Source organism: Planosporangium thailandense (assembly GCF_011947195.1).
GTDB lineage: Bacteria > Actinomycetota > Actinomycetes > Mycobacteriales > Micromonosporaceae > Planosporangium > Planosporangium thailandense.
Genome location: NZ_JAATVY010000001.1, coordinates 52,679 through 64,706 on the forward strand (window position 1 = coordinate 52,679; position 12,028 = coordinate 64,706).

12 protein-coding genes are annotated in these 12,028 nt (G+C 73.3%); 9 read left to right on the plus strand and 3 right to left on the minus strand.

The features are described 5' to 3' along the window. Positions 1 to 94: 94 nt before the first annotated feature. From HC031_RS00225 to HC031_RS00245, 5 genes are all read left to right on the plus strand, one after another. Positions 95 to 820 carry a 1-acyl-sn-glycerol-3-phosphate acyltransferase gene (locus HC031_RS00225; RefSeq protein WP_167923064.1) on the plus strand — a complete coding sequence of 242 codons (726 nt, stop codon included), beginning with the start codon at positions 95 to 97 and terminating at the stop codon, positions 818 to 820. A gap of 156 nt (positions 821 to 976) precedes the next feature. Then, the gene (locus HC031_RS00230) at positions 977 to 1,972 is read left to right on the plus strand and encodes an NAD(P)H-dependent glycerol-3-phosphate dehydrogenase (protein WP_167923065.1); all 996 of its coding nucleotides are present in this window, start codon (positions 977 to 979) and stop codon (positions 1,970 to 1,972) included. Then, positions 1,969 to 3,087, plus strand: a complete 1,119-nt coding sequence (locus HC031_RS00235; RefSeq protein ID WP_167923066.1) for a cystathionine gamma-lyase — start codon at positions 1,969 to 1,971, stop codon at positions 3,085 to 3,087. The genes HC031_RS00230 and HC031_RS00235 overlap by 4 nt, the downstream gene beginning before the upstream one ends. A 31-nt stretch (positions 3,088 to 3,118) precedes the next feature. Continuing rightward, the gene (locus tag HC031_RS00240) at positions 3,119 to 3,793 is read left to right on the plus strand and encodes a uracil-DNA glycosylase (RefSeq protein ID WP_167923067.1); all 675 of its coding nucleotides are present in this window, start codon (positions 3,119 to 3,121) and stop codon (positions 3,791 to 3,793) included. Positions 3,794 to 3,884: 91 nt separating this feature from the next. Beyond that, the gene (locus tag HC031_RS00245; RefSeq protein WP_167923068.1) at positions 3,885 to 4,976 is read left to right on the plus strand and encodes a D-alanine--D-alanine ligase; all 1,092 of its coding nucleotides are present in this window, start codon (positions 3,885 to 3,887) and stop codon (positions 4,974 to 4,976) included. Positions 4,977 to 4,981: 5 nt separating this feature from the next. Here the strand turns inward: HC031_RS00245 and HC031_RS00250 are convergent, their stop codons facing one another. Both HC031_RS00250 and HC031_RS32755 read right to left on the minus strand, forming a co-directional pair. Then, entirely contained in the window at positions 4,982 to 5,548 is a 567-nt protein-coding gene (locus HC031_RS00250) for a DUF3515 domain-containing protein (RefSeq protein ID WP_167923069.1), read from the minus strand. 3 nt (positions 5,549 to 5,551) lie between these two features. Next, positions 5,552 to 5,785, minus strand: a complete 234-nt coding sequence (locus HC031_RS32755) for an Lrp/AsnC ligand binding domain-containing protein (RefSeq protein WP_167923070.1) — start codon at positions 5,783 to 5,785, stop codon at positions 5,552 to 5,554. 173 nt (positions 5,786 to 5,958) lie between these two features. On the opposite strand from HC031_RS32755, the gene HC031_RS00260 reads away from it, so the two are divergent. Both HC031_RS00260 and HC031_RS00265 read left to right on the plus strand, forming a co-directional pair. Continuing rightward, positions 5,959 to 6,897, plus strand: a complete 939-nt coding sequence (locus HC031_RS00260) for a thiamine-phosphate kinase (RefSeq protein WP_167923071.1) — start codon at positions 5,959 to 5,961, stop codon at positions 6,895 to 6,897. A gap of 82 nt (positions 6,898 to 6,979) precedes the next feature. Further along, a complete protein-coding gene (locus tag HC031_RS00265) occupies positions 6,980 to 7,393 on the plus strand; it encodes a GNAT family N-acetyltransferase (RefSeq protein WP_167923504.1) in 414 nt (137 codons plus the stop codon). Between the two features lie 136 nt (positions 7,394 to 7,529). On the opposite strand, the gene rpmB is transcribed toward HC031_RS00265, so the two are convergent. After that, on the minus strand, positions 7,530 to 7,721 hold the full coding sequence (rpmB, locus tag HC031_RS00270; protein ID WP_167923072.1) for a 50S ribosomal protein L28: 192 nt from the start codon (positions 7,719 to 7,721) through the stop codon (positions 7,530 to 7,532). A 162-nt stretch (positions 7,722 to 7,883) separates the two neighbouring features. Here rpmB and HC031_RS00275 point away from each other — a divergent pair, with 162 nt between their 5' ends. Then, positions 7,884 to 9,746, plus strand: coding sequence for a DAK2 domain-containing protein (locus HC031_RS00275; protein WP_167923073.1), 1,863 nt, complete (start codon positions 7,884 to 7,886; stop codon positions 9,744 to 9,746). Beyond that, positions 9,743 to 11,926 (plus strand): ATP-dependent DNA helicase RecG, encoded by a 2,184-nt coding sequence (recG, locus tag HC031_RS00280; protein WP_167923074.1) that lies wholly within the window; start codon positions 9,743 to 9,745, stop codon positions 11,924 to 11,926. Before HC031_RS00275 ends, recG begins: the two co-directional genes overlap by 4 nt. Positions 11,927 to 12,028 lie beyond the last annotated feature (102 nt).

Consider the following 12,028-nt stretch of genomic DNA (forward strand, 5'->3'; position numbering starts at 1 on the left):
GGTGCGGCCGGGGCGACCCTGTCTGGCCTGATGACCGCCGGGCCAGGCATGATGCGGGAGCGGATGGCTACGGGCGGGGCAGCGAGGAGGGGCCGTGGCGCGACGAAGACTGGGTTTCTGGCGCCGGTTGGCGGTGAGCGTCGCGAAACCGCTGCTGACGTTGTTGACGCACCGGACGTGGACGGGCATGGAGCATGTGCCCACCAGCGGCGGTGTGATCTTCGCAGCCAACCACCTGTCACACGCCGACCCGCTGATCGTGGGGCACTACGTGTACGACGCCGGGCGCTGGCCGCAGTTCCTGGCCAAGTCGAGCCTGTTCCACATCCCGCTGCTCGGGCCGTTCCTGTACGCGGTGCGCCAGATCCCGGTGTACCGGGGCACCGCCGACGCGGTCAAGGCGCTCGATGCCGCGGTGGCCGCGGTCAAGGACGGCGAGACGGTCATCATCTACCCGGAGGGCACGACCACGCGGGAACCGGAGCTGTGGCCGATGCGGGGCAAGACCGGGGTGGCCCGGCTCTGGCTTTCGACGGGCGCCCCGGTCATCCCCGTCGTGATGGAGGGCCCGCAGCAGATCTTCGATCCGCGTACCGGGAAGCTGCGGCTGCGTCCGCGGACGCCGGTGACCGTGGTCGCCGGGCCGCCGCTCGACCTGTCAGAGTGGCAGGGGGCGGCACCCACCGCCACCGTCCTGAACGAGATCACTGAGGCGATCATGCTGCACCTGCGGGACATGCTGGCCGAGGTCCGGGGCGCGACCCCGCCCCCGCTCTACCCCAACACCCCGAAGCGTACGGAGACCGGAGGCGGCAGGTGAGCGAGCGGAGCGAGCGAACGGGGTGGCTCAGCGTCTTGGTGTCTCATCGGCCGGCGGAGCGAAGCGAGGGCGGACGATGAGCGAGCGGAGCGAGCGAACGGGGTGGCTCAGCGTCTTGGTGTCTCATCGGCCGGCGGAGCGAAGCGAGGGCGGACGATGAGCCGCGCGGCGGTGCTGGGCGCGGGCTCGTGGGGGACCGCGTTCGCGAAGGTCCTGGCCGACGCCGGCAACGACGTGACGCTGTGGGCGCGCCGGCCGGCGGTGGCGGCGGCGATCCGGGAACGGCACGGCAACCCCGACTATCTGCCCGCGCTCCGGTTGCCCACCGCCGTCACGGCCACGGTCGATCCGCGCGAGGCGCTCGACGAGGCGGAGCTGGTCGTCATCGCGATCCCGTCCCAGACGCTGCGGCTCAACCTCGGTGAGTGGGCCCGCTACCTCAAGCCCGATGCGACGCTGGTCAGCCTGATGAAGGGCGTCGAGCTCGGCACGCTCAAGCGGATGAGCGAGGTGATCGCCGAGGCGGCCGGCGTCGAGCCGGAGCGGGTCGCGGTGGTGACCGGGCCCAACCTCGCGCCCGAGATCGCCGCCGAGCAGCCGGCCGCCACGGTGGTCGCGTGCACCGACACCGACCGGGCGACGCGGGTGCAGAAGGCGATCGCGACGCGGTACCTGCGGCCGTACACCAACGACGACGTCATCGGCTGCGAGCTGGGTGGGGCGGTGAAGAACGCGATCGCGCTGGCCTGCGGGATGGCCGACGCCCTCGGCTTCGGCGACAACACCAAGGCCACGTTGATCACGCGCGGGCTCGCCGAGACGGCCCGGCTCGGGGTGGCTCTCGGCGCCGACCCGCTGACCTTCGCCGGCCTCGCGGGGCTCGGCGATCTCGTTGCCACCTGCTCGTCGCCGCTGTCGCGCAACCGTACGTTCGGCGAGCACCTCGGCCGCGGCGAGACGCTCGAACAGGCGCAGGCCGCCACCCGGTACACCGCCGAAGGCGTCAAGAGCTGCCTGGCGATCCGGGACCTGGCCAACAAGCACGGCGTGGAGATGCCGATCACCGAGCAGGTGGAGCGGGTCTGCCACGAAGGGCTCGACCCGCGCGTGGCGGTCGGCACGTTGATGAGCAGGGAACCGAAATCCGAGTGACATCTCAATTTGGGGACAGCACCAGGTGCGTGCGCGCCGGCCGGCCGGACGCAGCCCGTCCGGGCGAGCCGTTCCTGGCCGGCCCGGTGTTCGCCGCGCCCTACCACCTCGATCCGGTCGCCGGGCCGCAGCCCGGCGTCGACGGGTACGGGCGTACCGACAACGCGACGTGGCGGGGGCTCGAAGCCGCGATCGGCGAGCTGGAGGGCGGCGAGTGCGTCGCGTTCCCGTCGGGCATGGCCGCGGTGTCGGCGGCGCTGTTGACCCAACTGCGCCCCGGTGACACCCTCGTCCTGCCCTCCGACGGGTACTTCCTGGCCCGCGCGTTCGCGCAGGAGTCGCTGCCGGGGGTGAAGGTCGAGTTCGTGCCCACCGCCGGGCCGTACCCGTCGTTCGACGGGGTGCGGCTGGTGCTGCTGGAGACGCCCGCCAACCCCGGCCTCGACGTCTGTGACATCGCGGCGCTCGCCGACCGGGCGCGCCGGGCGGGCGCCCTGCTCGCCGTCGACAACACCACGGCCACCCCGCTCGGCCAGCGCCCGTTGGAGCTGGGCGCCGACCTCGTCGTCGCCTCCGCGAGCAAGGCGCTCACCGGCCACTCCGACCTGATCCTCGGGTACGCGTGCGCCACCTCGCCGGAGCTCGCGGCGGAACTACGTACGTGGCGGGCCCGTACGGGCGGCGTGCCGGGTCCGTTCGAGGCGTGGCTGGCGCACCGCTCGCTGGGCACCCTGGATCTGCGCCTGGCCCGGCAGTCGGAGAACGCGGCCGCGGTGGCCGAACTGCTGGCCGCCCGGCCCGAGGTCGGGTCGGTGCGCTGGCCGGGCCGTGAGTACGACCCGGCGTACGAGGTCGCCAGCCGCCAGATGCGACGCATCCCCGGCGTCGTCACGTTCACCCTGCCGTCCAAGGCGCACGTCGACGCGTTCCTGACGGCGTCCCGGCTGATCGCCGCCGCGACGTCGTTCGGCGGCCTGCACACGACGGCGGACCGGCGGGCGCAGTGGGGCGACGACGCGCCCGAGGGTCTGGTACGCCTGTCGTGCGGGGTGGAGGACACCGCGGATCTCCTCGCCGACGTGGCCGCGGCGCTCGACGCCACAGCCACCCAATAGGGGCGCCACGGCCACCCAATAGGGTCGTCGTATGGCCCTGGACCTGATGCGGCTGCTGCCGCCCGACTGGCGTGACGTGATGCGGCCGTACCTCGACCCCGGCACGGTGGCCGCGCTGAGCGAGTTCGTCGAGGGCGAGTACGCGTCGCACCCGGTCTACCCGCCCCTGCCCGACCTGTTCAGCGCGTTCCGGCTGTGCCCGTTCGCCGCCGCGCGCGTGCTGATCCTGGGCCAGGACCCGTACCACAAGGCCGGGCAGGCGCACGGCCTGAGCTTCAGCGTCCGGCAGGGCGTGGCGGTGCCACCCTCGCTGCGCAACGTCTTCAAGGAGCTGCGTGACGACCTCGGCGTGCAGCCACCCGCGCACGGTGACCTGACCGGCTGGGCGGAGCAGGGTGTGCTGCTGCTCAACGCGGTGCTGACCGTCCGCGGTGGAGCGCCGACCTCGCACGCCGGCCGCGGCTGGGAGCACTTCACCGACGCCGCGATCAAGGCGCTGGACGCCAAGGACAGCCGGGTCGTGTTCGTGCTGTGGGGCGGGTACGCGCGCAAGAAGGCGGCGCTGGTGACGCGGCCGCACCACGTCGTGCTGGAAGCGGGCCATCCGAGCCCGATGAACATGCGAGGTTTTCTCGGCAGCCGCCCGTTCTCCCAGATCGACAAGGCGCTCGCCGACGCCGGCGCGCCGCCGATCCGCTGGGTCTGACCGCCGCGCGGCCCGATCGGCACGGCCTGACCGTCGCGGTGCCCCGACGGCTGGGAGGCGAGGGTGGTGCACGCACGGTAAGGTCTGGCGCGTGACTACGCCTCGCAAGATCCGCGTTGCCGTTGTATTCGGCGGTCGCAGCACCGAGCACGGGATCTCGGCGGTCAGCGCCGGCAGCGTCCTCAGTGCACTCGACCCCGACGAGTTCGACGTCGTGCCGATCGGCATCACCCGCGAGGGGCGCTGGGTGCTCACGGGTGGTGACGGAAAGTCACTGGCGATCGAGGGACGCCGCCTGCCTGAGGTTACCGACGGCTCGGGTTCGGCCGTCGTGCTCGCGCCCGACCCGACCACGCGGGAGCTGGACGCCCGCGACGCGGTCAGCGGGCTGGGCGACATCGACGTCGTCTTCCCGGTGCTGCACGGCGCCTACGGCGAGGACGGCACCATCCAGGGCCTGTTCGAGATGGCGGGCCTGCCGTACGTCGGCGCGGGGGTGTTCGCCTCGGCCGCCGGCATGGACAAGGAGTTCACCAAGAAGCTCGCGGCTGCCGAGGGCATCCCGGTCGGGCCGTACGCGGTGCTGCGCGCCGGCCAGTCGCTGTCCGAGGCCGACAAGGAGCGGCTCGGCCTGCCGGTCTTCGTCAAGCCCAGCCGGGCCGGCTCGAGCATGGGCATCACGAAGGTCGACGACTGGAGCGAGCTGGACGCGGCCGTCGCGCTCGCCCGGGAGATCGACCCGAAGGTCCTCGTCGAGGCCGCGATCATCGGGCGTGAGGTCGAGTGCGGCGTCCTCGAAGGGGAGTACGGCGGCGCGCCCGAGGCGAGCCTTCCCGCCGAGATCCGGGTCGTGCGCGACCACGCCTTCTACGACTTCGAAGCGAAGTACCTCGACGACGCGTGCGAGTTCGACATCCCGCCGCAGCTGCCCGCCCACGTGATCGAGAAGGTCCGCGAGTACGCGTGCCGCACGTTCACGGCGCTCGACTGCGCGGGCCTGGCGCGGGTCGACTTCTTCGTCACCCCCGAGCTCGACGTGATCCTCAACGAGATCAACACGATGCCCGGCTTCACGCCGATCTCGATGTTCCCGCGGATGTGGGCGGCGTCGGGCCTGGAGTACCCGAAGCTGGTCTCCCGGCTGGTGCGCACGGCCCTGCGCCGCGGCACCGGTCTGCGCTGACCCGGCTAGGAGCTGCTGGGCGTCGGCGGCTGGCAGCCTGCGGGTGCGGTCGCGGTGCGGCTGAGCGTCGCCGCGACCGGCCCGGAGAACTCGATCACCCACTGCCCCGGTGCGGAGTAGGAGGCGGGGACCGTCACCCGTACCGCCGGTTCCCGGTCGGCGGTGGTCCAGACGGTGCCGCCGTTGCCGGGCTGCGGGTACCAGCACACTCCGGACAGTACGTACACGTCGGCGGTCTGCGGCACGGAGGCCGGCGGGACGCCGCATGCGAGGGTGATCGGCGGGTCCCCGTACGCCGCGTTCTGATCCGTTCCGGCGGTGACCGGCCGTCGGGGCCGGTCCCGCAGCGCGCCGGGCAGGCGGGTGACCAGGCCCCGGCACGCGGTGGCCTGGGCCGGCGCCAGGGACGGCGCGGACATCGCGACGGGCGCTGTCGACTGTGGACGTGGCCGGGTGGAGCCGGTGCCGCGGAACCCGCCGAGCAGCCAGAACGACGCGATCCCGACGATCACGGCGATCGGCAGGGCGATCAGCGTCGCCAGCCGTGCCGGGCTGGTGGTGCCTGCTGCCATGGTCTAAAGGTGAACCACCGAGCAGGTCAGGGTGCGGGTGATCCCCGGCACCAACTGGACCTTGCTGACGATCATCTTGCCCAGCTCGTCGACGTTGTGCGCCTCGGTCAGCACCACGACGTCGTAGGGTCCGGTCACCGCGTCGACGCGCACCACGCCGGCGATACCACCGATCGTCGTGGCCACCTCGCGGGCTTTGCCGACCTCGGTCTGGATGAGGATGTACGCCTGGACCACGACATGACTCCTTCCATGCCGCCCCGCGCGCGGCTTGCAGGTGAAACTACCGCAAGCGGCGCGGGGTCCGTGAGGCGCGCTTTGATCCGCTGCCGGATCGGCAACCGTGTTGGTACTGGCGGCGCGACGGTGCGGCGGTGCAAGGTACGTCAGGAAGCGGGGAGGAACGCGACATGAGGGTGGCGGACACCGGCGAGTTCGGCCTGATCGCCCGGGTGACCGCGCGGCTGCGCCACGGCCAGGCGTGCCTGCTGGGCCCGGGTGACGACGCGGCGGTGGTGGCCGCGCCCGACGCCCGGGTCGCCGCCTCCACCGACGTGCTCGTCGAGGGTCGCCACTTCCGCCGCGACTGGTCGAGCGCCCGTGATGTCGGTCACCGGGCGGCGGCGGCAAACCTCGCCGACATCGCCGCGATGGGCGGCGTCCCGACGGCGCTGCTGGTCGCGTTGTGCGCCCCGCCCAACCTCGACGTGCGCTGGGCGGAGGAGCTGTCCGAGGGGCTGGCCGCGGAGGCGGCCCGGGTCGGCGCGAGCATCGTGGGCGGCGACATGTCGGCGAGCCCGACGCTGACCATCGCCGTGACCGCGCTCGGCGATCTGGGCGGCCGGCCGCCCGTCGTCCGGTCCGGCGCCCGCCCCGGCGATGTCGTGGCGGTCAACGGCCGGCTCGGGTACGCCGCCGCCGGCTACACCGTCCTCAGTCGCGGGTTCCGCACGCCGAAACTGCTCGTGGAGGCGTTCCGGCGGCCCGAGGTGCCGTATGCGGCCGGTCCGGAAGCGGCCCGGCTCGGGGCCACCGCCATGATCGACGTGTCGGACGGCCTGCTCGCCGACCTCGGTCACATCGCGACCGCGAGCGGGGTCGCCATCGACCTGAAGCGGGAGGCGTTCGCCGTGCCGGGCCAGATCCGCGACGCGGCGCTGGCGCTCAGCGTCGACCCGTACGACTGGATTCTCGGCGGTGGAGACGACCACGCGCTCGCCGCGACGTTCCCGGCCGACGTCGCGCTGCCGGCCGGCTGGGCCGTGATCGGAGCGGTCGGCGACGGTGCGGGCGTGACCGTGGACGGCGCGCCGTACCGGGGCGCGGCCGGGTGGGACCATTTCCGGTAAGGGCCGAGACACCCCGTACCCTTTACGCGTGATAGCGATCGACCTGCGCACGACCCGATTCGACGACCCGGTGGCCCGCACGATGGTCAACGCCGCGCTGGCCGACCTCGGCGCGCGTTACGGCGGAAATGGTGACGACACCCCCGTCGACGCGAGTGAGTTCGAGCCGCCGGTGGGCCGTTTCCTGGTGGCGTGGGTGGGCGGGGTGCCCGCGGGCTGCGGTGGCTGGCGAACCTTCGCCGAGGACGACGAGGTCGCCGAGATCAAGCGGATGTACACCGACCCGGTCTGGCGGGGGCGGGGCGTGGCGTCGGCCGTGCTGCGGGCGATCGAGGAGAGCGCCCGCGACGCGGGCAAGAAGCGGACGGTGCTGGAGACCGGTGCGCGCCAGCCGGAGGCGATCGCGCTGTACCGCAAGCTCGGGTACGAGCGGGTGCCCAACTTCGGCTACTACAAGGACTACCCGGGCAGCCTGTGCTTCGGGCGGGTGCTCTGAGGGCCGGCTGCTCTGAGGCCGGCTGCTCTGAGGGGCCCCGGCGGTCCGCGTCGACCGGGGTAGCGCGAGCTTGCGGGTACGCGCAACCGCCGGGTCGCCTCACGGCGGCCCGGCGGTCAGCGAGCAGAGCGGGCGATTAGGCCCGGACGACCTTGCCGGCCTTCAGGCAGGACGTGCACACCTGCATACGACGGGTCGTGCCGCCACCGGCTGGGGTGCGCACCGTCTGGATGTTGGGGTTCCAGCGGCGGTTGGTCCGCCGGTGCGAGTGGGATACGTTGTGGCCGAAGCCCGGCCCCTTGCCACAGACGTCGCACACGCTAGCCACTGCAGTCTCCTGGGTTGATCGCGATAGGTCGCCCACTGGACGCCGCGGGCAACCTGACGAGAGTACCTGACGCCGATCGAGCCGACCAAACGGGCACGGGACCGGCCCGGCGTCGCCACACGGTGGGGCGGATGTCGCACGGCGGCACTAGGCTTTCCGGACGTGCCGGAGACCCTCGATGCCGCGGTCGTACGAGACTGGTGCGCCGCCGGTCTGGAGCGGCTGCGCCAGCACCAGCACGAGATCGACGCGCTCAACGTCTACCCCGTCCCCGACGGGGACACGGGCACCAACCTGGTGCTCACCGTAGCGGCTGGATACACCGCGCTCGCCGACGCCGACGGGGCCGCGGCGCTCTCCGGCGCGCTGGACGGGGCCACCGCGTCGGCGGCGCCGCTCGGCCGGATCCTGCGGTCGCTGGCCCGCGGTGCGCTGCTCGGCGCCCGGGGCAACTCGGGGGTCATCCTGTCCCAGATGTTCGGCGGCATGGCCGAGTCCCTCGCGCAGGCGTCCGACGCGGGGGGCCGCGCCCTGGCGGCCGCGCTGGACCGGGCGGCGGTCTCCGCGCGGGCGGCGGTGTCCGAGCCGGTGGAGGGGACGATCCTCACCGTCGCGCGGGCCGCGGCCGACGCGGCGCTGGCCGTCGACGGTGACGACGTCGTGGCCGTCGCGCGTGCCGCGCGGGAGTCGGCCCGGGAGGCGCTGGCCCGGACCCCGCAGCAGTTGCCCGCGCTGGCCCGCGCCGGCGTCGTGGACGCCGGTGGGCGGGGGCTCGTGGTCCTGCTCGACGCGCTCGTCGAGGTGGTGACCGGTGGCGCGCGGCCCGATCCCGGTGCGGCCGACACCGTGCCCGCGCCGCCGATGGCTCCGGCACGGACGGCGGCGCAGCGGGAGACCGGCTCCGGCGAGTACGACTACGAGGTGCAGTACCTGCTCGACGCGCCGGCCGAAGCGGTCGACCGGCTGCGCCATGTCCTCGGCCGGCTCGGCGACTCGGTGGTCGTGGTCGGCGCACCGGCCGGGGAGACCACCGATCGGACCTGGAACGTGCACGTGCACGTCAACGACGTCGGCGCCGCCATCGAGGCCGGCATCGAGGCCGGTCGGCCATACCGCATCTCGGTGCTCCGCTTCGACGACCAGATGCGGCCCGACGGAATGCGGCACGACGGAATGCGGCACGACGGAATGCGGCACGACGAGATGCGGCCCGACGGAATGCGGCACGACGAGATGCGGAAGGCACCCGCGCCGGCTCCGACGCCCGTGGCGGCGGTCGACATGGCCGCGGAGGTGGACGCGGTCCTGCCGGTTCCCCTGATCGACCCGGTCGGTCCGGCCGACGAGCGCCCGCCGCAGTCGGGCCGGGCGGTGGTCGTGGTCTGCGACGGCGACGGCAGCGCGGAACTGTTCGCCGCCGAGGGCGCCACCGTCGTACGCCGGCATCCCGACGGCGCCGCCCCGTCGACCGGCGAGATCCTCGACACGATCCGTGCCACCGGGGCGGGCAGCGTCGTCGTCATGCCCAACGACCCCAATGTGATCGCCGCCGCCACGGCCGCCGCCGAGGAGGCGCGCGCCGAAGGGATCCGCGCGGGCGTCGTGCCCACCCGGTCCCCGGTGCAGGCGCTCGCGGCGCTCGCCGTGCGCGATCCCGATCGCCGGTTCGAAGACGACATCATCGCGATGGCCGAGTCGGCCGGCGCCTGCCGGTACGCGGAGGTCACGACCGCGAGCCGGGACGCCCTGACGGTCGCCGGCCTCTGCCGGCGCGGCGACGTGCTCGCGCTCGTCCAGGGCGAGGTGACCCTGATCGGGCAGGATCTCGTCGACACCTGCCGGCGGCTGCTCGACCGGCTGCTGGCCGCCGGCGGTGAGATGGTCACCCTGCTGACCGGCGACCGGGTGCCCGAGGACCTGGTGGGCATCCTCACCGAACATGTCGGCCGGGAGTGGCCGTTCGTGGAGGTGCACTGCTACCGCGGCGGCCAGCCGCACTATCCGCTGTTGGTGGGGGTGGAGTGACGACGACCTTCGAGACGCCGCTCAAGGGGCTGGTGGGGGACAAGACGGCCAAGGCGCTGGCGTCACATCTCGACCTGCACACCGCCGGCGACCTCATCTACCACTTCCCCCGCCGCTACGACGAGCGCGGCGAGCACACCGACATCCGGGCGCTGGAGGTCGGTGAGCAGGTCACCGTCATGGCCCAGGTGCAGCGGACGACGGTGCGGCCGATGCGCCAGCGACGCGGCCAACTGCTGGAGGTGACCGTCGGCGACGGCACCGGCGGCACCTTGACGCTCACGTTCTTCAGCCAGCCCTGGCGGGAGCGGGATCTCAAGCCGGGCCGGTGGGGCCTGTTCGCGGGAAAGGTCACCGAGTTCCGGGGCAAGCGCCAGCTCAACAGCCCCGACTACGTGCTGCTCGACGACGAGACGGCCACCAGTGAGGTCGAGGAGTTCGCGGGTGCCCTGATCCCGGTGTACCCGGCCGCCGCGGCCGTGCCGACCTGGGTGATCGCCCGGTGCGTCCGGGTCGTTCTCGACACGCTCGCCCCTCCGGACGACCCACTGCCCGCGTCGGTACGCGCCGAGCGGGGCCTGATGGGGCTCGACAGCGCCCTTCGTGAGATCCACCGGCCGGGATCGCGGGAGTCCCTCGCGCGTGCCCGCCGACGGCTGAAATGGGACGAGGCCTTCGCCGTCCAGCTCACCCTCGCCCAGCGCAAGCACCGGGCGGCCGACTGGCCGGCCAGGCCCCGGCCGTGCCGCGACGACGGCCTGCTGGCCGCGTTCGACGTGTCCCTGCCGTACGAGCTGACCGACGGCCAACGGCGGGTGGGCGAAGAGGTCGCAGCTGACCTGGCCGCGCCGCATCCGATGCACCGGCTGCTGCAGGGCGAGGTCGGCTCGGGCAAGACGCTGTGCGCGCTGCGGGCCATGCTGCAGGTGGTCGACGCGGGCGGGCAGGCGGCCATGCTCGCGCCCACCGAGGTGCTCGCCGCCCAGCATTACCGAAGCATTCTCGAGCTGCTCGGTCCGATGGCGCGCGCCGGTGAGCTCGGCTCGGCGGCGGAGGCGACGCGGGTGGCGTTGGTGACCGGTTCGATGGGGGCGGCCGCCAGGCGGGCCGCCCTCGCCGAGGTCGCGTCGGGCGCCGCCGGCATCGTCGTCGGCACGCACGCGCTGCTCTACGAAGGCGTGGACTTCGCCGACCTGGGCCTGATCGTCGTCGACGAACAGCACCGGTTCGGGGTCGAGCAGCGCGACGCGCTGCGCGCCAAGGCGGATCAGCCACCGCACGTCCTCGTGATGACGGCGACCCCGATCCCGCGGACCGTCGCCATGACCGTGTACGGGGACCTCGAGACCTCGGTGCTGTCGCAGTTGCCGCGTGGCCGGTCGCCGATCGCGTCCCACGTCGTACCGGCGGCCGAGAAGCCGGCGTTCCTCGACCGGGCGTGGAGGCGGCTGCGCGAGGAGGTGGCGGCGGGGCACCAGGCGTACATCGTCTGTCCCCGCATCGGTGAGGCCGTGACCGGCGACGAGGACGAGGAGGCGCCGCCGCCCGAGGACGCGAGCGAGCGCCGGCCACCGCTGGCGGTCCTGGAGGTGGCGCCGCTGCTCGCCGACGGTCCGCTGCACGGCCTGCGGATCGGCGTGCTGCACGGCAAGCTGCCCGCCGACGAGAAGGACGCGGTGATGCGCGACTTCGCGGCGGGCAAGCTGGACGTCCTGGTGGCGACCACCGTCATCGAGGTCGGTGTGAACGTCCCGAACGCCACCATGATGATGGTGCTCGACGCCGACCGGTTCGGTGTCTCGCAGCTGCACCAGTTGCGCGGCCGGGTCGGCCGCGGCAGCGCGCCCGGCCTGTGTCTGCTCGTCACCGAGGCCGCCGAGGGCACCCCGGCACGGGAGCGGCTCGACGCGGTGGCCTCCACGGTAGACGGATTCAAGCTGGCCGAGCTGGATCTGGAGCAGCGGCGCGAGGGGGACGTGCTCGGCGCGGCGCAGTCGGGCCGGCGTTCGCACCTGCGGCTGTTGTCGCTGCTGCGGGACGCGGATCTGATCCGCGACGCCCGTACCGACGCGATGGCGCTGATCGCCGCCGATCCCGAGCTGGCGAAGCATCCCGCGCTCGCGGCGACGGTCCACCAGCTCGTGGACGCCGACCGGGCGGAGTACCTCGAAAAGGGCTGACGGTGCGGGTCGACCACCGGGGTCGGCCCGCACCGTCAGCTTCCGGCAGTCTGACCGGGGGGGATCGGTCGTTCTGCTCAGCCTGACCGGGGGGTCAGTTTC

Bases quoted from the DNA above. Each gene is read 5' to 3' on its own strand.
- HC031_RS00230 (WP_167923065.1), top strand. From the start codon at position 977: ATGAGCCGCGCGGCGGTGCTGGGCGCGGGCTCGTGGGGGACCGCGTTC.
- HC031_RS00240 (WP_167923067.1), top strand. From the start codon at position 3,119: ATGGCCCTGGACCTGATGCGGCTGCTGCCGCCCGACTGGCGTGACGTG.
- HC031_RS00250 (WP_167923069.1), bottom strand. From the start codon at position 5,548: ATGGCAGCAGGCACCACCAGCCCGGCACGGCTGGCGACGCTGATCGCC.
- HC031_RS00260 (WP_167923071.1), top strand. From the start codon at position 5,959: ATGAGGGTGGCGGACACCGGCGAGTTCGGCCTGATCGCCCGGGTGACC.
- HC031_RS00265 (WP_167923504.1), top strand. From the start codon at position 6,980: ATGGTCAACGCCGCGCTGGCCGACCTCGGCGCGCGTTACGGCGGAAAT.